The organism is Candidatus Nanosynbacter lyticus, from assembly GCF_000803625.1.
Lineage (GTDB): Bacteria > Patescibacteriota > Saccharimonadia > Saccharimonadales > Saccharimonadaceae > Nanosynbacter > Nanosynbacter lyticus.
Window position 1 is genome coordinate 526752 of record NZ_CP007496.1, and the last position, 25378, is coordinate 552129.

Genomic DNA, 25378 nt, shown 5'->3' on the forward strand with positions numbered 1-25378 from the left:
CTTAAATCTTTAATAACCTGTTTACTTTTTCAACTAAACTATTACCGCCCTGGCTACCGATAATTGTATCATAGCCAACCCTTAATAGTCCCATAGCCGTGACAAATGTATGGTCGCTAGCATCGCCAGTTTCATCGACTATTCCTGTTACGTCACTTGGATTAATATACTGGATGACAGGCTTTTTAGTAAAAGGTAAGTCCTCTGGCCATTGTCGCTCCTTAAGAGCTTCGGTAATCTTCTTTAGGCTAGAGCCGCCGCCACATAATAAAATCCTATTTGGCAAATAATCAACATTATCAAAATCCCCGAGAGCTAACTCAACACCAGACAGCCAGACCTCCAGGGTTTTATCAATTGCAGCGTCAACCTTTTTCTTTACCGTAGGCTTTAACTTGTCATGATCAATATTTAGCTTCAGTTTTTCTGCATCCTTAAAACTTAAGTCCAAATCAGCCGCAATTGTCCGCGTGAAGCTCCGGCCACCAATACCAAACATTTTCGTTCCCTCAACGCCGCCGTCGTTGACCACTGCGATGTCAGTCGTACCACCGCCGATATCTGCCAAAATGGCTGTAAAATTGCTATCGGTATCTGAGCCCAGAACGCTACGGCTCACCGCGAACGGCTCAGCTGCCACTGCCACCAAGTCCAGAGCTAGTTCATCAGCCACCTTTTCCAGAGCCCCAATATGAACCATCGGTGCAAATGCCGTATAAATCTGCACTGCCACATCCCTACCCTGAAAACCAATTGGGTTTGAAACCTTATAGCCGTCAATATGAATGCTCACCAACGCCGAATTAACTAACTTCACTTCAACATCGGCATTGCCAGTCTCCAGAGCGATTTGCGCCTGAGCTTTACCTTGAGCTCGCTCCTGCACCTTCTCAATAATAAATTCCATTTCTGCGACGTCTAGTGGTTTATTTGGCTGCGGACGACGATAGCGGATAGTATTAGTTACACCTTTGACTAGCTCACCAGCAATACCAATAACAACTCGCTTGCCCTGAACTCCAGCCTGATCTTCCGCCTCAGATAAAGCGTCCTCGCAGTTGGCCACCACTCCGGCAATATCAGCAATTGCGCCAGTATGCATATCGCCCATTTCCTGCTGCTTACGACCAACGCCAATAATCTTCAGCTCGTCGTCTTTGACTTCAGCAATTAACGCCTTAACCACCTCAGTACCGATGTCCAAACTAACCAATAGCTCGCGATTATCTTTATCAGACTTCTTTAACATATCTTTCAATGCCATATACGAATTATTATATAACGCTTGTGATTTTGAGGCAACAGATTGACGTATTTTATTTTTAATGTTATAATAGAGCAATGTATAATATTCTGCCAAAAACTATTCATGAACAGCCGCTCTCTCCCGAAACAAGCAGTGCTATATTTAGTGCAGCGGTAAATCTACTAAGATACGCCGAACCAAGCGAGACATCTACAGAAGTCATTGGCTTAGATTTCGGCAGGTACAGAGAGGGACACCTGGATGCTAAAATTAGACTAGCAGGAGACGTAGCGCTTCTGGGGACCTACCTGCGGTATCATCAAAAAGACAGAATAGTCGAGACAAAACTAGGCGCAGACAATAAATGGGATAGCGGAATTACATCAAGAAAAAATATTACAAATTGGTTCTGCAGTATTTGCCCATTTGACGTCGATGCAGACCCGATAAGAAGGTTAGCCTCAAACGATGAGACATTTTCAAATGGACAATTAGTACAATCTATAGCAGACATCATAGCCTCATTTCCAAAAGAAAATGTACGCACAGATTCTGTATTCTATAATCAAAACCCGGAGATTTATGAGGTAACGGATGATATTGCAGGCGACGGAAAAGTAAGAATTGATAATGGACTGTATAGAATCGGTGGCACTGAAAGCAAGCTCGAAATAGTCGAACTTAATAGATTGCCAGTAAAAGTGCGGTATAGTATATCCACCCCTTATGAACACGACGGCATTGAAACTAGTATGATATTAGACGTGACAATAGGTGCACTAGGCAAAGGAGCGTTATCATGCCATTTCTACAACCCAGTAGGTGGACGTAGGCACAATATTACGCCTAAAGATATATGCCAACTTGAAAGAGAAATAATTGAAGACGTCGAAGCAATGGCGGCAGATAAACTATCTATCGCAAAACAGCTTTAATACGACGAATTCCGGCCGCGCTGGACTCTTCTTTAGTAATCTTAAAGCGCTTACCATCTTCATTCAGAATTCCAGTATGATCAACGTGCGGGCCGCCGCAAACCTCAAAACTAATAATATTGTCATCTTCACCAATTGAATAAACCTTAACTTCTTCACCATAGCGCTCACCAAATGCACCAATAGCGCCCATTTTTAGTGCTTCTTCAGTTGGATAGACGGCAAACTTAACAGGCAAATCAGCATCAATCCAAGCGTTAACCTGATCTTCAACAGCCTGTTTTTCTTCCAAAGTCAATTTATCATGATTAAAATCAAAGCGCAGACGATCAGCGGTAATATTACTACCGTGCTGCTGCAAATCCGGCGCATTGAGGACTTTGCGAAGCGCCGCGCCCAATAAGTGTGTTGCCGTATGATACTTAAGATGAATTGGGTCGTGACCCTCGAGACCACCGCTAAATTGCCCCTTGCGGGCCGTCTTGGAGCGTTGGCGCTGCTCAGCCATCTTAGCATTAAATTCAGCACGCCAATTATCGGAAAGTTTGATGCCTTGCTTATGCGCCTCCTCAGTGCTCAGTTCCACTGGAAAACCAAAAGTGTCATACAAAGTAAATAGCTCCTCACCAGTCAGGCCATCATCAATATAATGCTGCATTTGTCTCAGGCCTTTGCGTAGTGTTTGACGGAAGGCTTTTTCTTCCTTGACCAACACAGCGATAATTTGCTCGCGACTCTCCTTAACCTCTGGAAAATCTGCTTCATATAAATTAGCAATCACTGGCACAACTTCTTGCATAAAGTTCTGCTCAATCCCCAGGTCAAAACTATAGCGAATCGCCCGGCGCAACAATCGGCGCATTACGTAGCCCTGCTCCTTATTACTCGGCACACAGCCATCAACCGCCATAAAAGTAGCAGCCCTGAGGTGATCAGCAATCACACGCATGCTTTCGGTATGCGAATCATAATTTTTGCCACTCAAATCCTGCAATTTTTCAATAATTGGCCACAATAGGCTAATCTTGAAAACATCAGGGTCGTTATTAGATGCTGCCGCGATGCGCTCCAGGCCCGAACCGTGGTCTATATTTGGTTTTTCTAATGATTCAAACACACCATCAGCCACCTTTTTATAGGCCATAAAGACATTATTGCCGATTTCCATAAAGCGCCCACAGTCGCAGTTCGGATGGCAATGTTCGCCAAATTTTGGATCATGCTCGATGAAATCGAACTCATAAAACATCTCGCTATCTGGCCCGCACGGATCCCCAATTGGTGTAGTCTCCGGCCCGCCGTTGCGGCTCCACCAGTTCTTGCTGCCATCATAGTAAAAAATCCGCTCGCCCGGTTTAATACCGCGCGCATAACCGGCCTGTTCCGAACCAATATCAGCTTGACTGCTACTCAAGCCTGCTTTTTCGTATAGTTCCGCCCAAATCTCCGCCGCCTCAGTGTCTTTCGGGATATTATAGCGTTCATCGCCGATGTAACAGGTGACATAAACCCGGTTCATATCTAGCCCAACCTCTTCCGACAAAAATTGCCACATCCAATTAATCTGCTCTTTTTTGAAATAATCACCCAAACTCCAGTTACCGAGCATCTCAAAAAACGTCGTATGACGATTGTCACCAATGTCATCAATATCCTGCGCCCGTAAACACGACTGCGAATCGGCAATTCGCTTCCCCTCAGAGTGTGGCTCACCAAGCAGATAAGGAATCATCGGCTGCATACCCGCACCGGTAAATAGAGTAGTTGGATCATTGGTGAGAATTAACGGGGCGCGCTTAATCACAGCATGTCCATTGCGTTGATAAAAATCGAGGTATTTTTGTCGGATATCTTGAGCTTTCATATCTGTTAATTATACCATAACATAAAATCGCCCCAAAACGAGGCGATCTCAAATAGCTCAAATGATTATTCAGCAGCGACTTCAGCTGGAGCTTCTTCTTTTGGCTGATTTTTACGCAGTTTTTCTGGGTTGCGAATCGCCTTATGTTTGTCAGCTGCAACTTCCTTAATCCACTTTGGCAACTTAACACCAGCTTCCTTAAGCAGTTTAACTACACGTGGGGTTGGCTGAGCGCCATTGTCCAAATATTTCTGAGCTAGTTCAGCCTGGATATTTGATTCTTTAGTGTGTGGGTTATAGCTACCGACGTAAGCGACTACACGACCGCTTGATGGATGACGATGCGCTTCTTGTACCGCCAAGCGATATACTGGGTAACCTTTGCGACCTAGACGTTGCAAACGAATTGCTAGCATAAAATTAATTCTTCCTTTAACTCTACGTTTTATTATTCCTTACTTTAGAACAGTTTACACTATTTTTTACATAACGTCAATCTGTTTTCACAATTCCACCACCCAAACATTCCTGGCCACCATATATTACAGCAGACTGCCCGGGCGCTATTGCACGCTCAGGGGAGGAGAGATAGACAATATCACCGTCAATTCTCGCGTCAATCAGAGCTCCTCGGTGACGCAATCTAACCTGCACAGTTTCATCTTTCTCAGGCGGTCGGTTAATCCAATGCATATCGGTTAATGTCAATTCTTTACGCCACAAATTACCATTATCAATTGAGCGCGATACATAAACCTCGTTTTTATCCATATCTTTACCGATGACATAATACGGCAAACCACCACCAACATTTAAACCATGCCGCTGTCCCAATGTGTAAAATATTGCGCCGTCGTGCCTGCCAATGATCACGCCTGTTTGCTGATCAATAATATTACCCGGCTTAGATTCAATATATTCTGACAAAAACTCGCGAATTCCCACCTGCCCGACAAAACAAATCCCCATCGATTCCTTTTTGCTAGCCGTCCACAAGCCCCGCTCTTTAGCCATCTCGCGTACCTCAGCCTTAGTAAAATCACCCAGCGGGAACATAGTCTTTGCCAGCGCCTCGGACGTCACCCGGTACAGGAAATAGGTTTGGTCTTTGTTGTCATCGTGCGCCCGGAGCAAACACCCCTCGCTCGTCCTGGCATAATGCCCCGTCGCGATATACTCCGTACCCGCTGCCAACGCCGCCTCTAAAAACAACTTAAATTTAACCTCTTGATTACACATGACATCAGGGTTTGGCGTGCGACCTGCTTGGTATTCGCGGATCATATAGTCAACAACATTTTGCTTGTACTCTTTTTGAAAATCAAACACCTGAAAATCAATTCCCAGCCCCACCGCCACGCGCTTGGCGTCAGCCACATCTTCCGCCCACGGACAGTGCATACCCGGTAAATCTTCCGACCAGTTTTTCATATACACACCAGTTACGTCGTGGCCTTGTTCAACCAATAGCGCTGCCGCCACTGACGAATCAACGCCGCCCGACATGCCAACAAATACCCTGCTCACCTTGACAGCCCCAGAGCAAACAGCCCAATTCTCATTAATTCACCTAAAGCCAGCCACCAGCCCCATGGCGTCAGCCACCACCACGGACTCCAGCTTTTATCATAAACAACTGGATGGCTTCGAATTTTTACATCCTGAAATTGCGATGAAAACTCAAGTTTTGCACGCCGCATATGATAACCGCTCGTCACTAAAATAACATCCTTAATTTTTCTCGAATCAATAATCTTTTTTACCTCAGTAGCATTTTGTTTGGTGGTCTCAGAAGATTCTTCCATGACAATAGCGCTCTTAGGGACGCCGCTATTAACCGCCCTCTGATACATAGCCTTGGCATTTGACGGACCAGACTTATCCGCTGCAGCACCCGAAACAATAATTAATGGCGCCCAGTCTGTCTTATATAATTTAATCGCCTCGTCAGTTCGTGCATTTGTATCACCGCCGCTTACCACTATAATAGCATCGGCCATACGGCAATCGCCATCACCTGGAGCATCACACTTTTCTAAATCATTTGGCGATAAATAAACACTAAGTCCAAACACAACTATCGCCGTAAAAATCACCAAACCGATTATCTTATGAATCACCGACTAACCCTTTCAGTCTCTAAACGTACCGCCTCGATAATTAATTGGCTAGCCAACTTAATATTATCTTCATTATTCAATTTTCCTAAAGTTAGCCTTAAGCTGCCGCCAATTTCTGATTCGCTTAGGCCAATACTCGACAGCACATGGGAGCGCGTACCAGAATTGGCTGCGCAAGCACTTCCCGTGGCCACCAACACACCGCGACTCTCTAATAAGAAAATCAGCCGCTCAGCATCCAACCCAGGAAATGAAATATTCAGAAAGCTTACTAGACTTTTTTTCATATCTGAAGATGTGACAATTTCTGGAAAAGCCTGTCGTAAATCTTTTACCAATTCTTCTCGCAATTTTCGTAACCGCTTAATTTCCGCAGAACGTCGTTTTTGCGCCAGCTCTAGAGCGGTCGCGAATCCCACTACACCAGCCACATTCTCTGTACCGCTACGCAAACCCAACTCCTGACCACCACCTAAAATATTAGCAGATAAGATAACGCCCGGACGAACCCAAAGTAGTCCAACCTGCTTTGGACCATAAACTTTTGCGGCCGAAAGAGTGAGCAGATCAACACCAAGGCGCTTAATCTTCACGTCAATTAAAGCTGCTGCCTGTGAAGCATCGGTATGAAAAACCAATGGCGTTGATTCGCCAGCATCCTGACGCCTGAGTCGCTCAGTTTTTATGATTTCTGCGATTTCTTCAATTGGCTGAATATAACCCAACTCATGATTCACCAGCGCAATACTGATAAAACTAACATCTGGCGTTAGCATTTTTTTCACCAGCTGCGGATCAATGCGACCATTTTTCATCGGCTGGATAAATCGAACTTCCGAACGTGCCTTTGCGGAATTAATAACCGCGTCATGCTCAATAGCCGATATTAAGCTCACACCACCAGCTGCATTAAACGCCAAATTGATAGACTCCGTCGCGCCCGCCGTCATTATCAGTTCATCAGCCATCACCCCAAGACAGCGAGCTAATCGTGATTTTGCTTGCTGGTATTCACGCTTAGTGAATATCGCCGGAGCATAAGGACTAGACGGATTGAAAAACTTCTCAGAAAAATATGGCAACATAGCCTCAATCACCAACGGATCCATCGGCGTAGCAGCGGCATGATCAAGATAAATATAATCTCTATTCACTTTTTTATTATATCAGAGCGGCTGACCGGTTTGCGGGTCTTTCTTATAGAGCTGCCGAGAAACTCGCTCGTAATATTCCTTAGTCGCTAAGATAAAGTTCTGAAGTTCAGCGCCCTCTAGGTAAGTGTATTGATAATTTGGCTGAATTTTCAAAATTCCTTTTGCCTGAATTTCATAACGCGTTGTCAACTCTTGCCGACCGCCTTTACCATCAGATACTTCCTCATACCAGATCCAGGTATCTTTGTCCAAGTTAAAGAACTCACGACGCGTCACATGCGCTGGCTTCTCACCAAAAATCGTCGCGCCAATTTCACTTTCCAGCTGAATTAATTCACGCTCAGTGAATTTCTTTAAGGGCCGATCTTTTTTACGAAACTTTAATAATGATGCTGCGTCGCTATCGTCAGCAAAAACCAAACCTCGTACTTTTTTTAATAAACGAGGCATTTATAACACCTCGTTAGTTTTAGCTTTTCGAAGCTCCGCCAACAAATTACCAATTTTCAATGGAATTTTAGTAGGATCAGCGTCGGGCTTATTAAGCTTATTTCTATAATCAGCAAAAGATTTATTGACATTATTTTCAATAGGTCCTTGATTCATCGCAACCTTACCAAATTTCAAATTAGAATCAGTGTTAATCTTATTTTTTGCACAATCAGGAAAAACAGCGTTAACTGCTTCGCGAGCTCCAACTTCAGATGTTTTTGTAACACATTTAACACGTTCCAGCGTAATATTCATTTTCTCCACTTTCAAATGCCAAAAAGCTGTTTTGTATTACGGACAGTGACTTCACTTAGGACATTGAAATCAATATTTCGCTTCTCCGCCCAATATTTTGCCACCAACTCCACGTATTCTGGCTTATTTATCTTACCACGAAATGGCTTTGGCGTCAAGAATGGAGCGTCAGTTTCCACCAATAGCCGATCTAGGGGAATTGTGGCAAATAATTCCTGCTGCGCCTGCACCTTCGTAAACGTGCTAATTCCGTTAAGTCCTACGTACAAATTCCGCGAAAAACCCTTCTCCAGATTGGCGCGTGTATCAGTAAAACTATGTAGTACGCCGCGCAGCCCATGAAAATTATCAAAAATCGGCCAAAAATCATCCCACACCGACGGCTGATCAGGCGCACCATCACGAATGTGAAAGCTTACCGGCAAATCATAATCCACCGCCAGCTGCAGCTGCGCCTCCAGCGCCTGAATTTGCACCTCGCGCGGACTGTGATTGTAATAATAATCAAGCCCAATTTCGCCAATCGCTACAATTGGTGAATCCTCTGCCTTTTCTTTTACCAGCCGCTCTATCTCACCCCAACCGTCCTTGCTGTCATGCGGATGAACGCCGACTGCTGCCCACACATAATCGTGGTTAGCGGCAAATTCCACCGCCTGTTGGCTACTACGCTCGTCAGTACCAACACAAATCATACCGATGCCCGCGGTGATTGACTGACTATAAAATTCCTCACGATTGTCCGCAAAAAATTCAGTGTCGTGCAAGTGACAATGCGAATCAATCAAACGTAAATCTGTCACCGCGTGATGCTCCGCTACTGAATTCATGGTTATTTTCCTTGGACTTCTACTTTTGGTGCGCGCGGATCGGGCGTATGAAGATATTTGCGCGGGAATAATGGCGTCAATTCCGACGGCACGACACCACTAGCAAACATCTCATGAATTTTCTCAGCAGTCTGCGGCATAAATGGTCGTAGCATATCAGAAACTTGCAATAATGCACCGCAAGCATGCGCTAAAATCTCGCCCAGATGCGCCTCTGCCTCTGGATCTTTGTCACGATTTTTTGCGACTTGCCATGGCTGGACACGCTCAATATATTGGTTCAATGTGCGAATAATTCGCCAAATCTCATCCATAGCCTGATCAAACATAAAACCCTCCATCGCCTGGCGGTACGGACCCATGTCATGTTCGGCTTGCGGCGCATCGCCGATGACGCCGGCTTGGTACGACTGCACCATCTTGGCCACGCGCTGCACCAAATTACCCAGGTCATTACCCAGCTCGCCGTTATACGCTGCCTCAAATTTCTCCCATGTAAAGTCGCCATCATCCTGAGTTGGCACGTGGCGCAGGAAATAATAGCGGAAGGCCTCGACACCGTAGTGCGGGATGATATCAGCTGGTCCGACACCATTACCGAGGCTCTTACTCATTTTGGCGCCACCAACGTTGATAAATCCATGTACCAACAACACTTTCGGTAGCGGCAAATCCAGTGCTATCAACATCGCCGGCCAAATCCCAGCATGGAAACGAAGAATGTCCTTGCCGATCACCTGCACATTTGCTGGCCAAAAACTCTGCCACTCCTCTGGCCGGTCAGGGTAGCCAATGACCGTAATGTAATTACTCAGTGCATCCAGCCAGACATACATCACCTGCGTATCATCGCCCGGCACTGGCACACCCCAGCTCAAATTCTTTCGCGGACGCGAAATTGACACGTCTTTCAAGCCATCTTTCATCAATTCCAAAAACTCTTTTTTGCGGAATTCAGGTACAATTTTCATCTTGTTTGACTCAATCGCCTGGCGAATTTTGTCCGAAAAAGCACTGGTCTTAAAATAATAATTTTCCTCGCTCAGCCGCTGATATGGCGCCTGGTGATCAGGACAACTACCATTATTTTCAGCTGCTTCTTTGTCAGTGACGAACGCCTCGCAGCCCTGACAATACCAGCCCTCATAAGTACCTTTGTAGATGTAGCCGGCCGCAGCAAGTTTCTGCCAAATATACTGCACCGCACCAACGTGATGTGGGTCAGTTGTGCGGATAAAATCCGTCGCCGAAATGTTCAGCTCAGCGATCATATTCTGAAAATTGACATGCATTTGATCGACATAGGCTTGTGGTGTTTGATTTTGACTGGCAGCCTTGGCAGCAATTTTATTACCATGCTCATCCACACCTGTCTGAAAACGCACCTCGCGGCCATTTTGCCGCTGATATCGCGCCCATACATCTGCCAACATATAATCCATGGCGTGCCCGATGTGCGGCAAACCGTTGACATAAGGAATAGCGGTAGTGATGTAGGCGTGTTGTTTAGTCATAGGTAAATTATAGCAAATTAAACAGAGTATCTCCACCAGGTGACCATATTAAACAATATTTGTTATAATGGTAATTGCAATAATACTTAGGAGGAGTAATGAATAAACTTATTAAAAACTTAATCATAGCGGCGGCTATTAGCGTTGCTATAGTTGGCGCCTACACACCAGCAACAGCAAGCGCCAACGGAGGAAGCTGGCAGAAGAATTCAACCGGATGGTGGTATAGAAATTCTGACGGTAGCTGGCCTAGAAGTCAATGGAAGCACATAAACGGTAAATGGTACTACTTTGACGGAGGCGGATATATCATCCATAGCAAGTGGGAGTGGATAAATGGCTACTGGTACTACTTTAATACCAGCGGTCACATGATAGAAAACACCTGGAAGATGGTTGGAGACAAGTGGTACTACTTCGACACTAAAGGTCACATGCTATCCAATCAATGGGTTGGCGACTACTACGTCGGTAAAGATGGCGATATGTTAAAGAATACCGTCACACCAGACAACTACGTAGTTGGAGGCGACGGAAAGTGGGATAAAAGGTTTTCAAGAGAATTAGCAGAGAAAGCTAAAAGCCCATTGAATAACCTATATAAGATTAATCGCTCCAAATATAGCATAGCCGGAGATCTTACCTTTGGAAAAAGAAATGAATACAATACAGCACTTCAGCTACTCGAGACAATTTACCCAGAATACAACGCTGTAGATAACGCAAAAAGGGCAATAAAAAAGATCGTAGACGACCAGAATAGCCCTAACAATCCCGCGCTATTGGTATTTCGACACTCGAAATATTCAATAACACGCAGCCTCACTTCCCATGACGTTAGCGAAAATACCCACAGTTACTATATGTTCTCAGAAGAAGAGGTTAATAAGGCTTTTGCGGCGCTAAGTAACGAAATCGACTTTACTAAATTCTTTAAAGATCAGGCTATAAAGACTCTAAAGAATATAGAGCACGCCTACAGTATCTCATCAAAAAATAACTATGAAAAATTCCTCGCTACTAGAGGGTTTACTAAAGAGGAGATTGACAATGCATTTAAGTCTGTAAAGATAGATTTTGTAAAAAATGCTCAGCACGTAGCCAATAGAACCTTACACCTCAACAAGAAATCCATAGATTCAAGATCGTACATCATAAAATATTTAACAGACAAGACTTACAATTATCAATTTACTAAAGAAGAGGCAGAAGAAGGAGTTAATCGCCTGAACTATGACTTTAAAATCAATCTGCGCAACCTTATTGAAATTAATTTCATAACCAATAACGATATCTCCTCAAGAGAATCCATAGTAGACCATGTAGTAAGGTACAATCTGTTCGAAGAGTCTGAGACCCGAGAAGTATTAAAAGAATACAATATCAATTACACTGAGCGAGCACGACTACGAGCTATAGATATCCTGAAAAACGCAAAATATAGCAGAAGTAATTTGGAAAAAACTCTTATCGACCAGTGGAAGTTCACCAAGGAAGAAGCCACCAACGCCGTTAAGGATTTAAAGCACGAAAACCTAACCGATTAATTAACCTTTAATCACAAAAGCAACTCAGCCTTAAAATACTGAGTTGCTTTTTATTACAAACAACTGTCGACGGTCAATATCGCATACACGCAACGACAACAAACCTACCGCCAATATCGCCCGATGAGTGCGAAAAATAATTTGGATTGTCCGCCGTATCAATTGGCGAAATGAAAATGTTATCATCAGGAACGCCCGCCCGGATAGCCAGCGAACGATTGAATCCTTGCATGTCCAGATAAATTCCGTCAGCCGTTTGATGGCAGAAATTTTGCCAATTGATGTCGTCTGCGTAATTAAAATAATCCATACAATAATTTTTCTGTGTGATGCTTGGCGACATCCAAATTTGTAAATCTTTTGCCCGGCTACCGCGCTCGACAAAATGCTGAACTGCCCGAGACATTAACTGCACAACCGTCGAATGCCGACCTAAATGCGCCAGCATAAGTGCCCGGCGTTTTGGATCATATATAACGGTGGCGATACAGTCCGCCACTGGCAGGAACAATCCCACACCAGCCATTTCGGTATATAGTGCGTCAGCAAAAATACCTTCGTTGTTATGTCGGGTCGTGTCAGCTTCAGTAACTTCGGCAATAGTATCAAACGTTTGTCCTTGGTCGTATGAAATCACGTGATAAACAACGTCGTCATACTTAACACCAGTTTGATCGCAAAACCGCCGCCGATTCTCCAATACCTCAGCTACGTGGCGACCGCGAATACGATTGAGCATAGTGCCGTCGTCTTTCGACGAAACCGCAACTAGCAGATCGGACGGAAAGCAGACGGGCTGATCTGCCGCAATCATCGCGCCCGCCATTCACTCAGTAGTCGCTGCCAATCGTTAATCGCCAAATCCTCAGCACGGACATCAGGCGAAATGTTAGCCTTTTTCAGCAACTGTTCGGCGCTATCTTTACTAACACCCAGTCCACCGCTCAAACTGGAGCGCAGTTTCTTACGCTTAGTAGAAAAACCAGCTTTGACAATGCGGAAAAAGTCTTTTTGGTCTTCAGCGGCAACGAGCGGTTCATCACGAGTCCTCAATACCACTACTTGCGAATCAACTTTTGGCGGTGGCGTGAAAAATTGCCGCGGCACCTCAATATCGAGTTCTGCCTCGGCAAACAGCTGCGCGCTAACCGCTAAAATACTCATCTCACCAGGCTCCGCCGCGATACGCTGGGCGACTTCTTTTTGCACCAACAGCACCGCCAAGCTCGGTTTATTTTCCGCCGTCATCAACTTTTCAACAATTTTACTGGTGATGTAGTATGGCACGTTGGCGACTACTTTATAGTCCTTCGGCAGTTGATTCAGATCAAACTGTAAAATATCTTCATTGATCACTTCCAGGTTTTTGCCGGGAAATTGTCCTGGCAACTTGCGCGCCAAATCCGCGTCAAATTCTACCGCCACCACGCGCCCAGCTCGTGACAACAACCGACTAGTCAACGTGCCAAGTCCTGGCCCAATTTCCAAAACCACATCATCGTTACTCAGTTCCGCTGCCTCGGCAATTTCCGCCAATATTTCTGGGTCGCGCAACCAATGCTGCCCCAACTCTTTCTTTGGACCCGCCATCTAGCGACCATCTCCATTCGTCCAGTCAGTCGCCAAATCAAAACCATGCGGATGACGCACGGCAAAGCCGCCGGTATCATACACCTTGCCAGGACCCATACTGGTTTCCACCACCGAACAGCGCGGATAATTACCATAATTTGCCGCCACTAAAATATAGCCGTCCTTGTCTACTTTAGCGCCGTCTGCTCGCACCGTGTAGCCACCGCCGCCGCAAGCATTAATCACCACATTCATCGGCAAATCGTAATAAGTCTCACGATGGGCCACGCCTTTAGAATCGGTAAATATCTGCGCGCCCTTGCTTTTAGTCAGTGGGTTTTTAGGCTTGGTGCCAATTATTTCAACTTGCTTTTTTGGCTGCCGCATAATCTCACTAGACATTTCCCTACGTCCTACCTCACGCTCACCATCAACTTCAACTTGATACGTTATCTTTCGCACACCCTTCTCACCCAACTGCCTCACACTCTTAAAGCCAATTGGTTGAGAATCGTCCTTTATCTGTTCAATCTGAAAATCAATATCAGCTTCTTCCGTCACCGTTCGCTGTTTAGCTCGCTCAATCTTCATCACCAACCCCGCACCATTCACCAAAAGATTTTCAGAATTTGTAAACTGCGTCTTATCTTCACGATAAAGCGTCATTCCTGCAGCCTTAGCAATCAAAGCTGGTGTTTGTTCGGCAGTGGTAATTTTTAAGCGTTTATTACCGTCAACGATTGTTATTGGGCGGGCGCGGAAGATGTTAACCTGGTATTTTGAACCTGTGAGCTCCATATCAATATTTGGTTCAACGGTGTCCATTTTCTCATCAATAGAAATCTTAGCGGCCTGCAGAGCCTGACGCACCGTTAAAGCATTTGTCACAATTGTTTTTTCTTCGCCACGATCATATACACGAACCAAATGTCTACTAGGACTTTTTCCTTCGGCAAACGACAACATTGGCATTGCAAGCATAATCAACATAGCAAAGCCAATAATTTTTCCAAAAAATAAACCTTTTGCTCGCATAATCAATCAGCATCTCACAGAGTGCATTAAGGGGATTATACCAAATTACGAGATTATTATCTATAGATGTCCTGCAAACCCATCTTTATCTTGCAAGTAGGCCACGGGCTCCAACCACGCCTTTGGTATAATTTCCAAGCGGCTTCATCTTGTTCAGCCGGCGTGGCATTACCGTACTTGCTCGGGTCGGCAACCGACGCCCACGTGCCTCTATTAAACTGATAAGCACCGTAATAGCCATTTCCAGTATTTGAAGTATAACTGCCCTCACAACTCCTTAGTCGAGATAACGCTTCAGAAAAACTGCCAGAAAATGTGTTCGAGCTTTTGGCGCCTACGATCTCAATCTGTTTTTTAGACTCCTTCGTTATAACGCTAGCGATCTCCTTACGGCTGACCTCTACTCCATTTTTCATCTCAATTTCATAAGTGACATTTTTCTTGCCATTTTCACCAGCCTGTTTTACTTCCCGATAGCCCAAATCTCGGTTAGCATCCTGAACTTTTTCAGTCTGGAATTTCACATCTTCCTCCACGGTCACGGTTTGCTTACCATTGCGCCACAATTCAATTTTCATTCCGGGCACGATTCTTGCCGACTGATCAACAGATAGCGTATCATCTTTCTGTAAGGTAATATTTTTATCATTCAATAACTCATCGACTGTTTTTGCGTGAGTACGAACCACAGACTCCTTACCATATAAAACAAAATTCACCACAGACGCCCGCTCTACTTTCATGACTGTGTCTGCGCCATCAACCACTACGTTATCACCTTTACCCATTGTGGTTTTATCCTCAGTAAAAACCTCAATTCCCGCCGCCTTCGCAATCAAAGCTGGTGTTTGTTCGGCGGTGGTAATTTTTAAGCGTTTATTACCGTCAACAATTGTTATTGGGCGAGCGCGGAAGATGTTAACGTTATATTTCTCAGCCACCATCTCCGAATCTAAGCCAGGCTCAACGACGTCTTGCCGTTCATCAATAGAAATCTTAGCCAATTTTAAAGCCTCACGAACTGTCCGCGCTTTAGTAACAATTGTCTTTTCGACGCCTCTATCGTATATATTAACCAATCTTTCGCCAGCCTTAGCAACTGGTTTAGCCGTGTCAGCCAAAGCTTGATTGACAAATAATAAACCACCAACCAGCGTCAATATAGCGCCAGCGGTGAGCATAATTTTAGTTGAATAATATCTTGCTTGTAATCTTAAATTCATACGTCATAAGCGCCACGGCGCAGATATTATTATATCAAATTTTCTCCAGGCGCGCGAATTCAACATTCAACTTCTTAATGTTTCCGTCGTCAAATTTCACCGTCACGCCAAGACCTTCGCTATCAATAATTTCACCTGAACCGAAGCTTGGGCTGCGAACACGATCGCCCACCTCTAATCCAATATCCTCCGCATAAAATTCAGGCTCTATCATCGGTTGAGCTGGCTTATCGACCCCACCCGCTAACAGCCCCATTTCATCCAAGAATCGCGACGGCACATTATAGCCAATCTGCCCAAACTGTGTCCGGGAGTTAGCACAGCTAACAAACAATTCCTCTCGCGCCCTAGTTACCCCCACATAACACAGCCGACGCTCTTCCTCAATATCGTCAGCCTTACCACTATCAAACACTCGTGCGTGTGGCAAAATTCCCTCTTCCAGCCCCGCCAAGAAAACCACCGGAAATTCTAATCCTTTGGCAGCATGTAGCGTCATCAAAGTCACCTGCTGATCAGCTGTAGTATCCGCCGAAGACATCAGCGCCATTTCTTCTAGGAAAGTCGCCACATCAACATAAGCCTTCGCCTCCGCTACGAGAACACCAGTATTTTCCATCCGTTCATCGGCCTGAGGCGTGCCGTCATTGATAAAATCTCCATAACCAGTTTGTTTCATTATCTTTTCAATTAACTCTGCTGGCGAACCATCAATTTCCCGCTGTAATTCCTCCAGGATTTTTCCCAACTCTAGCAAAGGTCGTTTTGCTCGCGCCGTCAAATTATCCGCCTCTTCAACCGCCAAAAGACCACCGATTATATCTCGGCCCGAAGCCGCGTTCCATTCCAAAAACTTAGCCATACTGACTGCGCCGATTCCACGCTTTGGAGTATTGACGATTCGCAAAAAACTAACCCGATCACTTGGCTGATACAGTAAACGCAGGTAAGCCAGCACATCTTTAATGACCGCCCGATCCAAAAACCTTAGACCACCAACAATTTTATACGGAACATAACTCTGCCTAAGCGCCCGCTCAATCGCATAGCTCTGGGCATTTGTCCGATACAAAACCGCCACATCGCCATACTGGCGGCCATTAGCAATTTGCGCCTGAATCTCATTTGCAATAGCTATCGCTTCTTCCGACTCGCTATACAGTTGCCATAACTTTGGATCAACGCCGTCACCATTTGCCGTCCACAAATTCTTGTCAGTCCGATGGATATTGTGGCTAATTAGTGAATTTGCCATATTTAAGATTGCGCCCGTCGAGCGATAATTTTGCTCCAATTTAACCACGGTTGTCCCCGGAAAATCGCGCTCAAAATTAAGAATATTCGTATAATCAGCGCCACGAAAACTATAAATCGACTGCGCGTCATCACCAACCACACACAAATTACGCCGTTCGTTAACCAATAATTTTATTAGCGCGTACTGCACAGCATTTGTGTCCTGATACTCATCAATTAGAATGTACTCAAACTGACGCTGCCATTTCTGGCGAATATCCGACTTGGATCGTAATAGCTCCACGGTCTTTATCAATAGATCATCGAAGTCGAGCGCCGCCACCTCTTTCAAGGATTTTTCATAGGCGAAGAACAACTCAGCAATTTTCTGCTCGCGAGGACCGCGCGCCGACATTGAAAAATCTTCCGCGCTGCGCATTTCATTTTTAGCGTTTGAGATAACTGACAGCACTGCCCGTGGCTTAATATCTTTATCCGTCAGACCGCGCGCTTTCATAATCTGTTTCATCAGGCTTACTTGATCGTCAGTATCGTAGATTAAAAACCGCCTGTCCAGCCCAATACTTGCGCCGTCCATCCTTAGTATCCGTACACAAATACTATGAAACGTCCCCATCCACGGCATAAATTGACGATTATCAGCGTTCTCACTCAGCAACTGTGCCAATCGCTGCCGCATTTCCTTAGCCGCTTTATTAGTAAAGGTTACTGCTAAAATTCGACTAGGAAAAACCTTCAGTTCACCGATCAAATAAGCAATTCGATGTGTCAGTGTTTTTGTTTTTCCAGAACCAGCGCCCGCCAAAATCAATAGCGGTCCGTCGCCATGCGTCACCGCCCGAGCTTGCTCGTCATTTAAACCATCCGTAAAATTAGTCATGTATCTATTTTATCAGCAAAAAGTAGGAAACAGCACCACCAGCAACACCGACTACTAGGAATAAAATAATTAACAACAGAGTTAGCAGACCAGTTTTCTTCTTTTCTTCGCTGCGGGGCGGCTTTACTTCCGTAGATACCGCAGCAAACATAGGCGCTGGCTCAGAGTCGACCATTTCATTTTCAGAAGAATATTGCTGTGGCGTGTCATTAGACCGAGAGGCAGGCGAGCTAGGCTGCATATTAGATTCACTATCAGCAACTTCATTCATTTCTGATACACCAGGGATGCCCGCTTCTTCAATTGCTATAATTTCTGGACTGAGGTCCATCATTGAATCTGGAGTCTCACTTAAAGCTTCCTTATCCATAGTGTAATTAGATAAATCAGAATTATACTGATGGCTCAATTTCATATCTTCCAAGCCTACAGACCCAGACTCAAGCTCGTCTTCCTCTACGCCAGATTCAGACTCTATAGAGCTTTGATCAACAGCACCAAGAGGCCTCTTCTCGACTTCAACATTGGCAATAAATGGAGACTCTAACGGTTCGGCTATTGGAGAAGCGACAGAATCATTGCTTTCAGATAATGACTGCGCTATCTTATCGGTCAATGATAGCTCTTCAACAGGAGCGTCTTCTATCGCCGCAAGAGCCGACTCGTTCTGTATGTCCTCTAAATCAGGAGCATCGTCTAAACTATCAAGCTGATTATCTACAGCCGACAACTCCTCCTCAACCGGTGAAGTGCTACCTGTCATATTAACTACATCCACCAAATCAGCTGAAGGCTGAATTGATACGCCAGTTCGAGATGGCGCCGACGATGCTGACTTCTGAATATTGTTAACCGATGACGGACGAACGACATCCATGAATCGGCCCGTCGGGCGCCTGGCAATTACTGGGGAAGTTTTATTTTCTTTTGGCGTCGAATCTGGGGTTTGATCAAGTGTACTGCTAGGCGCAACAGTAGCGGCGGGTGCAGAAATGATCTCAGGTTTTTCAACCAGACTATCCTGAGGAGACTGCTGTTCCGATTTAGGCTCAGCACTTGACACTAAAGAATTTGAGTTAGAAGAAGGCGAGTCTAAAGCAGGAGCAAAAGGCGTAACTGGCGGCGCAAAACTTGAGCCAACAGTACTAGTTTCTATGGTTTTGTTCTCCTCCACAGAAGGTGTTTCGACGTCATGCTTTACTTCGGCATCCACTGAATTCTTTTCTTGCTGCTTACTCATTAGAGAATTAACCGCTCTATCCAACTCGTCAAAATCAATATCTGTCATATGCCCCCTATTTTTAACCTTTATGCGCCTTTGAAATTATCTCCTTAAATTGATATGCGTCTAAGCTTGCCGCCCCCACTAATAAACCATCAAGTTCGTCAATCGCCAAGTAGTCTGCAGCGCTCGCTGGCGTAATACTGCCTCCGTACAAAATACGCACTGATTCTGCCGCCTTTTTGCCATACAGATGGGAAATGTGCCGCCGAATCATTTGTGTGGCTTTTTTTACATCAATAGCCTTAGCATTATCACCAGTACCAATTGCCCAAACCGGCTCATAAGCCACAACCACTTCGCCAAGCTCTTCCGCCGTGACATTTGCCAATCCACTAGTCAGCTGATCCGCTAAAACATCTTTTGTTTCGCCAAGCGTTCGCTCTTGAATAGTCTCGCCAATACACAGGACTGGACGTATCCGATTACGAATCGCCGCCTGAACTTTCAACCGGATATCCTTCTCGCTCTCAATAAAAATATATCGTCTTTCTGAATGTCCAATTAGAACATAATCAGCAATTCCCCGAAGATGCGCCACCGGAGTCTCGCCAGTGTAAGCCCCAGAGTCTCGCCAATAGCAGTTTTGGGCTGCCAATTTAGCAATCCGCCGATTGATCTGCAAACTTAAACTCTGCAGCGTCAAAATCGTAGGCGCCAATACCACTTCAACATCCCGATGAGACGGCAGCATATTCATTAGCTTATGCAAATATAAGCTTGCCTCATGCATATTGAAGTTCATTTTCCAGTTACCGATAATTAACTTTTTTCTCATGAGATAATCCTTATGCTTAGTTTATCACCTCATGCCGTATGAGTCTAGTAAACTTTCAATTCCGGGCAATTTTTTACCAGCCATCAAGGCCATACTAGCACCGCCACCAGTGGAAACGTGCGTGAAGCTAGCCCCATCATGACCATCCCACTTCAATATAAAATCCGCCGTATCCCCGCCGCCAACAATTGAAGTCGCCTCATTATTCTGGGCAATCGCTAGGGCAGCTCGTGCTGAACCAATCGCAAAATTATCAATTTCTGCATATCCCAGCGGCCCATTCCAAATAACAGTTTTGGCGTCCGCTAATATTTTTGTAAAAGTCTCAATCGTCTGACTGCCAATATCAAGTGCCATATCATCACCTTTTATGTGATCAACGCTAACTTCTCGTCTGTGACAATCTTTAGAAATCTCTTTCGCCACCGCCACATCCACTGGTAAAACCAAAAACTTATCGACATTCTCGGGGCCAACTTTAGCGGCTGCCAGGTCATAGATTTCTGACACAACCTTCTCCATCCCCGGCTCAAAAACACTCTTGCCAATATTTACACCACGACAATGAAGAAACGTATTTGACATTGCGCCGCCTATTAAAATTCGGTCAGCTTTTTTTATCAAGCGCTTTATCAGAGAAATTTTGTCGCTTACTTTTGCACCGCCGATAATTGCCACCAGCGGATGCTTAGGACTACTCATCGCTTTAGTTATCGTTATGTATTCTTTCTCGAGCAATAAACCTGCTAACCCTGGCACGCAAAGAGAAATGGCATGCGTGCTAGCGTGCGCTCGATGCGCCACCGCAAATCCATCCTGCACAAAGTAATCCGCCCGAACCGCTCGCTGAATCGACTTAGCAAACACCAAATCATCCGCCTCTTCTTCGTCATAAAAACGCAGATTTTCCAGCATAATGACACTTCCCAGTGGCGCACGGCGAACAGTCTGGCGAACTGATTCGCCTACACAATCGCCCAGCAGCCTCACCGGACGACCCAGCAATTTAGACAGATGATCCGCTACAACCTTCAAACTAAGTTTAGGATCCCTACCCTTTGGTCGCCCCAAATGCGACATGACAATAACCTTACAATTCTGCTCCAGAAGATAGCGCAAGGTGGGCAGCGAAGCACGAATTCTTAGGTCGTCAGAAATTTGACCGCGCTTTGTTAGCGGAACGTTATAATCAGATCGCAGAAGAATAGTCTTGCCGCGTAAATCAACATCGCGAATCGTTTGCTTTGGAAATTTTCTGCCCACCCAGTTTTTCCTTATGACAATGTTTTAACTTGGATATTGTCAGTTCGACCTGGCTCTGGATGGTGTCCGCTCACCAGCACAACCGTTACTGGGTCTTTACCAAAATAGCCTTCCTGCTTCAGCTCTTCAGCCAATTTAATGGCTGCGTCCGTATTATTTGGTCGAACATAAGGACGAGAGGCGTAACTTAACGCTAACTTTTGTGCAGTTTTAACATTTTCAGTCACACAAACAATTGGCAAATTAGGACGATATGCACCAACATTTGCGGCAGTTGCCCCAGTGTTGGTTTCTGCGATAATAGCTCGTGCTTTAATTCTTCTTGCTAATTGTGCTGCTGTGTAGCTTAAAATCGCGTCAGTCTTCTCGCGCATTTCAGCCTTTTCTACCAGCATCACTTCGCTATGTTCTTGGGTGTAAATAATCGTCTTTCGCATTGCTTGGACGGTTTCAATAGGATATTTACCATTGGCAGTTTCATCAGACAACATAACTACGTCTGCGCCCTGAATAACAGCATTCGCCACGTCGCTTACTTCGGCGCGGCTTGGCTCTGGATTATCAACCATGCTACCCATCATTTGCGTGGCAACAATAACCAACTTACAATATTTACGACACAGAGCGATAATCCGACGCTGCATAACTGGCACAATTTCCGCACCAGCCTCCACCGCCAAGTCACCGCGAGCCACCATCACGCCGTCACTAGCCTTAACAATTTCCTCCAAGTTCTCTGGTTCAACAGCGGACTTGGTTTCAATCTTAGCAATAATATCAGCAGTTGAACCTAGCTCTACCAACCGACGGCGCAAATCGATAATATCATCGGCTTTCTGCACGAAGCTCAGCGCCACATAGTCAAAGTCCTGACCTGCGGCCCATTCCAAATCGGCAATATCTTTCGGGGTTAAAATATCACCGCCAAAATCCGTATCCGGCAAGTTAAGTCCCTTACGGCTCATCAAAAAGCCATCATTCTGAACCTCAACACGGATTGCAGTTGGACTAACAATTTCCCGCACAATCGTCTTAATTTTACCGTCAAACATATAGAGCGGTTCATCGACTTTCATCTTTTCTGCCAAATTGTACTGCACCGGCAGATTAAAGCTGCCGTCGTGCTCGGTAATTTCCGAATCCAAAAATAGCATATCGCCAGCCTTAACGTTCAACATATTATCCTTTAAGACACCTAAGCGGATTTTCGGACCTTGCAAATCTTGCAGAATCGCTACTGGCTTACCGAGCTGCTCACTGGCAGTACGCACCCAGTTGATTTGCTCAATTCGCTCCTCATTAGCGCCGTGGCTAAAATTCATGCGAATACCGTTAACGCCGGCGTCAAGCAGCTGATAGACCTTTTCTTGGCTAAACGTTGCCGGACCAATTGTTGCTAATATTTTTGTTCGTTTAAATATATTCTCGCTCATTTTTAAAATTATATCACGAAATAGCGGTGATGTGAAATGCTTGGCACACTCATGCATAGCCAAAAAATCAACAAATAAAAAATCGCTAGACAGGCGATAGTTCAAATTATTACTCTTAATTGGTGACCTTACCGGGAATCGAACCCGGATTGCCAGGATGAAAACCTGGTGTCCTAACCGTTAGACGATAAGGCCACGACTTCAGATATCATAGCAAATTATTGTAAAAATGTCTATAGTCAAGCGGACAGTTGTCGGTAATTCGCCCAGAGTCAGTCGCCCCGCTCTTATTGGATAGTGATGCTTTAATGTATAATAAGTCTATGGTAAAACAGAAGAAGAAACGCAATAAAAAATATTCTGGCGCAGACGCTACAGTTCAACGACCAAAAATAACACGTATCACAGCAGCAAATCGCTCCAAATTATCTCAATGGCTATTTGACCGAAAGAAGATTATTCGCATAATTGGCATAACCTTGCTAATTGTCGCTGCAATTATAATTACTGTTTCTGGAATCGTCAGCCTATTTCGCTAACGAACTGGCAGCTTAAATCCGAAGGTACTACCCTTTCCTTCTTCTGATTCAAAAATCATTTCCCCATCGTGCGACAAAATGACTTTCTTCGCCAAGAATAACCCGACGCCCGTACCATCGGGCCGTCGTTTTTTAGCATTAGTGCCACGGAAAAACTTGCCAAATAGATTTGCCTGCTCCGACTTTGGCACACCAATTCCCGAGTCCTTTACTGAAAACTCAATCATTTTACCACTACTCTTTAAAGTAATCACCACCTTTTTGTGTGGGTTTGAATAATAAATAGCATTGTCAATCATATTCAGCATAACTTGGCGAATCTTCTCAGAATCAAACGCTAGCGAAGGTATCTTTTTATCAATCTTTAAGACCATCTCGACCGAGCGCTGATCTGCCACAACCTTAAGTAATGAGACTTCATCACGGAGAATCTGTGCGATATCCACACTCTGTTTATCAATGGTAAACTTTCCAGTCTGAAGCCGCGACACATTAAGAAAGTCATTAATTAACCGCACCATTCGTTCACTAGAAGAAAATGCCTCTCTAAGAACCGCTCGCTGGGTTGGCGATATTTTCCCCAAATCTCCTTCCAGCATCATATCCAAGTAACCTTTAATGCTAGTCAGTGGCGTTCTTAACTGATGTGAAGCCATAGAAATAAACTCATTTTTCGCCTCATCCAGACGCTGCAGCTGGCGGTTACTAAACCTCAGCTCTTTTGTTGCCTCATCAATTCTACGCTGCAAACTTTTATTTAGCTCATTTATTTCTTCCATTGAAAGAGAGTTGCGTATTGACACGGCCAGCTCACCAGAAATTGATTCCAACATTTCAATATCCCGAGAGCTATAACCCAAGCTCTTATGCTCCCCTAAAAATAAAATTCCTGTTTCTTGATTTTGATGTAAAAGAGGTATGACAATTTTTGTACGATGAATATCTAAGAGTTTTTTTAGCTCTGGGTCCTTAACTTGATTCGCTAATATAACCTCTGGAAAACTGCAATTTTTATAGTAATAGTCCATAATCCTACGCACGTCCTCCTCGACAACCGACAAGCGCCGCCGACCAGTTCGACCATAAATTCCCTTTTCTGGAATACAAAACGCCACTTTCTCCGCTTTCAATGAACTTGCTATATAATTGCCGACCCGCCGCGTCAGCAATTGTAGGTCCACCGTGTAAGTTAATATCTTACTAATCTCGCGCGCAAAAGTATCAGCGTCATACTCACCATAATAAAAAACCCTATCCGTCAACTTATTAAAGAACCTCTTAATGGGCTGATATAAGAACGCCAAAAGTATAGCTAGAACCATGTTCATGAAATTCAAACGACTATCAATTGTCAAGGTCCGCTGGAAAATAACAATCGAAATCACATAAGCAGAGATTATGTAAACGACAGCTAGCGCGATTAGCAGTAGCATGTATGAAACACTGCGAGCCACTGCCGTTTTTACGTCCATTAATCTATATTTTACGATGCTATACATAATTGCAAACAGAAAGAGGATAATTGCCACCGGTCCAACCCACACGTATCTATAATCGCCAAGAGCTGGCAACAATAAGTCAACTACAAACCCCGGAATACTAGATACCAACAAGCCAGTCATGTAAATGGCCACCTGCTTACGGCGAATAGTATCAGACTTCCGCCACGCCACATAACCAAACCACATAACAACTAAGAAAAATACTGAGAAAAAAGTAGCAAAAACTATATAATTGACAGCATTAATAGGAATTTGTGAAAAATCTACTGGTGTCGTAATCTCTGATGCGTTAATAATAAACTCAGGCGCCAAAATAATATATATAGACAATACTATAAATAACGAACTAGATATAAAGATAAAACTCCTTACGGACTTCGTTAGGGGAAGAAATGACTTAGCGGTAAAGATAGCCAACGCTGGACAGAAAACCGCCGAAGCAACATAAAACCACCGCGAAGCAATGTCTAGTGCTGCTCCATTATCCGCCAAAGAAAACATCTCTAGTCCAGCCGACCACACAGCCAAGCATAAACAGACTAAGAAAAACCACTGTTTAGTATCGTAATGGCGTTTAGATTTTTTAAGCACTAGCATGCCTAAAATTAGCGCCATTAGCGCAACCATACCCAGTACTAATGCTCGAGACATCATGCT

The 25378-nt window shown here is 44.6% G+C and carries 23 protein-coding genes and 1 tRNA gene; 3 read left to right on the forward strand and 21 right to left on the reverse strand.

Going from position 1 to position 25378, the window contains the following annotated elements; translation table 11 throughout:
• Position 1: 1 nt before the first annotated feature.
• A complete protein-coding gene (locus TM7x_RS02765; RefSeq protein ID WP_039327676.1) occupies positions 2–1264 on the reverse strand; it encodes a cell division FtsA domain-containing protein in 1263 nt (420 codons plus the stop codon).
• A 77-nt stretch (positions 1265–1341) separates the two neighbouring features.
• Between TM7x_RS02765 and TM7x_RS02770 the strand changes: the two genes are divergently transcribed.
• Entirely contained in the window at positions 1342–2181 is an 840-nt protein-coding gene (locus tag TM7x_RS02770; protein ID WP_039327677.1) for a hypothetical protein, read from the forward strand.
• Here TM7x_RS02770 and TM7x_RS02775 read toward each other — a convergent pair.
• The 9 genes from TM7x_RS02775 to metG all read right to left on the reverse strand — a co-directional run bounded on the left by TM7x_RS02775 (position 2162) and on the right by metG (position 10410).
• A complete protein-coding gene (locus tag TM7x_RS02775) occupies positions 2162–4045 on the reverse strand; it encodes an alanine--tRNA ligase (RefSeq protein ID WP_039327678.1) in 1884 nt (627 codons plus the stop codon). The two genes, TM7x_RS02770 and TM7x_RS02775, sit on opposite strands and share 20 nt — an antisense overlap.
• Before the next feature lie 65 nt (positions 4046–4110).
• Positions 4111–4461, reverse strand: a complete 351-nt coding sequence (gene rpsP / locus TM7x_RS02780) for a 30S ribosomal protein S16 (protein ID WP_052198846.1) — start codon at positions 4459–4461, stop codon at positions 4111–4113.
• A 76-nt stretch (positions 4462–4537) separates the two neighbouring features.
• The gene (mnmA, locus tag TM7x_RS02785; protein ID WP_138074090.1) at positions 4538–5572 is read right to left on the reverse strand and encodes a tRNA 2-thiouridine(34) synthase MnmA; all 1035 of its coding nucleotides are present in this window, start codon (positions 5570–5572) and stop codon (positions 4538–4540) included.
• A complete protein-coding gene (locus tag TM7x_RS02790) occupies positions 5569–6165 on the reverse strand; it encodes a YdcF family protein (RefSeq protein ID WP_039327679.1) in 597 nt (198 codons plus the stop codon). The genes mnmA and TM7x_RS02790 overlap by 4 nt, the downstream gene beginning before the upstream one ends.
• On the reverse strand, positions 6162–7319 hold the full coding sequence (locus TM7x_RS02795) for a cysteine desulfurase family protein (RefSeq protein WP_052198847.1): 1158 nt from the start codon (positions 7317–7319) through the stop codon (positions 6162–6164). Before TM7x_RS02795 ends, TM7x_RS02790 begins: the two co-directional genes overlap by 4 nt.
• A 12-nt stretch (positions 7320–7331) precedes the next feature.
• Entirely contained in the window at positions 7332–7769 is a 438-nt protein-coding gene (locus tag TM7x_RS02800; protein WP_039327680.1) for a hypothetical protein, read from the reverse strand.
• Positions 7770–8066 carry a hypothetical protein gene (locus TM7x_RS02805; RefSeq protein ID WP_138074091.1) on the reverse strand — a complete coding sequence of 99 codons (297 nt, stop codon included), beginning with the start codon at positions 8064–8066 and terminating at the stop codon, positions 7770–7772.
• An 11-nt stretch (positions 8067–8077) separates the two neighbouring features.
• Positions 8078–8896, reverse strand: a complete 819-nt coding sequence (locus tag TM7x_RS02810) for a TatD family hydrolase (RefSeq protein WP_052198848.1) — start codon at positions 8894–8896, stop codon at positions 8078–8080.
• A gap of 2 nt (positions 8897–8898) precedes the next feature.
• On the reverse strand, positions 8899–10410 hold the full coding sequence (metG, locus tag TM7x_RS02815; RefSeq protein WP_039327682.1) for a methionine--tRNA ligase: 1512 nt from the start codon (positions 10408–10410) through the stop codon (positions 8899–8901).
• Positions 10411–10508: 98 nt separating this feature from the next.
• On the opposite strand from metG, the gene TM7x_RS03865 reads away from it, so the two are divergent.
• Entirely contained in the window at positions 10509–11957 is a 1449-nt protein-coding gene (locus tag TM7x_RS03865; protein WP_052198849.1) for a hypothetical protein, read from the forward strand.
• A 73-nt stretch (positions 11958–12030) separates the two neighbouring features.
• Here TM7x_RS03865 and TM7x_RS02825 read toward each other — a convergent pair whose 3' ends face one another.
• From TM7x_RS02825 to TM7x_RS02870, 10 genes are all read right to left on the reverse strand, one after another.
• The gene (locus TM7x_RS02825; RefSeq protein ID WP_082001349.1) at positions 12031–12783 is read right to left on the reverse strand and encodes a purine nucleoside phosphorylase YfiH/LACC1 family protein; all 753 of its coding nucleotides are present in this window, start codon (positions 12781–12783) and stop codon (positions 12031–12033) included.
• Positions 12768–13547, reverse strand: coding sequence for a 16S rRNA (adenine(1518)-N(6)/adenine(1519)-N(6))-dimethyltransferase RsmA (rsmA, locus tag TM7x_RS02830; protein ID WP_039327684.1), 780 nt, complete (start codon positions 13545–13547; stop codon positions 12768–12770). Before rsmA ends, TM7x_RS02825 begins: the two co-directional genes overlap by 16 nt.
• Positions 13548–14564, reverse strand: coding sequence for a resuscitation-promoting factor (locus TM7x_RS02835; protein WP_039327685.1), 1017 nt, complete (start codon positions 14562–14564; stop codon positions 13548–13550).
• 56 nt (positions 14565–14620) lie between these two features.
• The gene (locus TM7x_RS02840) at positions 14621–15787 is read right to left on the reverse strand and encodes a resuscitation-promoting factor (protein ID WP_039327687.1); all 1167 of its coding nucleotides are present in this window, start codon (positions 15785–15787) and stop codon (positions 14621–14623) included.
• A gap of 34 nt (positions 15788–15821) precedes the next feature.
• A complete protein-coding gene (locus TM7x_RS02845; RefSeq protein ID WP_039327690.1) occupies positions 15822–17924 on the reverse strand; it encodes an ATP-dependent helicase in 2103 nt (700 codons plus the stop codon).
• A gap of 4 nt (positions 17925–17928) precedes the next feature.
• Positions 17929–19212 carry a hypothetical protein gene (locus TM7x_RS02850; protein ID WP_039327691.1) on the reverse strand — a complete coding sequence of 428 codons (1284 nt, stop codon included), beginning with the start codon at positions 19210–19212 and terminating at the stop codon, positions 17929–17931.
• A gap of 13 nt (positions 19213–19225) precedes the next feature.
• Complete coding sequence (gene tpiA, locus TM7x_RS02855; RefSeq protein WP_039327693.1) at positions 19226–19984, reverse strand: triose-phosphate isomerase; 759 nt, start codon at positions 19982–19984, stop codon at positions 19226–19228.
• 24 nt (positions 19985–20008) lie between these two features.
• Positions 20009–21247, reverse strand: coding sequence for a phosphoglycerate kinase (locus tag TM7x_RS02860; protein WP_039327695.1), 1239 nt, complete (start codon positions 21245–21247; stop codon positions 20009–20011).
• A gap of 11 nt (positions 21248–21258) precedes the next feature.
• Positions 21259–22680, reverse strand: coding sequence for a pyruvate kinase (gene pyk / locus TM7x_RS02865; protein ID WP_039328201.1), 1422 nt, complete (start codon positions 22678–22680; stop codon positions 21259–21261).
• 120 nt (positions 22681–22800) lie between these two features.
• Positions 22801–22875 (reverse strand) — tRNA-Glu (locus TM7x_RS02870).
• Positions 22876–23003: 128 nt separating this feature from the next.
• Here TM7x_RS02870 and TM7x_RS02875 point away from each other — a divergent pair.
• Complete coding sequence (locus tag TM7x_RS02875) at positions 23004–23219, forward strand: hypothetical protein (RefSeq protein WP_039327697.1); 216 nt, start codon at positions 23004–23006, stop codon at positions 23217–23219.
• Here the strand turns inward: TM7x_RS02875 and TM7x_RS02880 are convergent.
• The gene (locus tag TM7x_RS02880; RefSeq protein ID WP_039327699.1) at positions 23216–25375 is read right to left on the reverse strand and encodes a sensor histidine kinase; all 2160 of its coding nucleotides are present in this window, start codon (positions 25373–25375) and stop codon (positions 23216–23218) included. The two genes, TM7x_RS02875 and TM7x_RS02880, sit on opposite strands and share 4 nt — an antisense overlap.
• Positions 25376–25378: the final 3 nt, after the last annotated feature.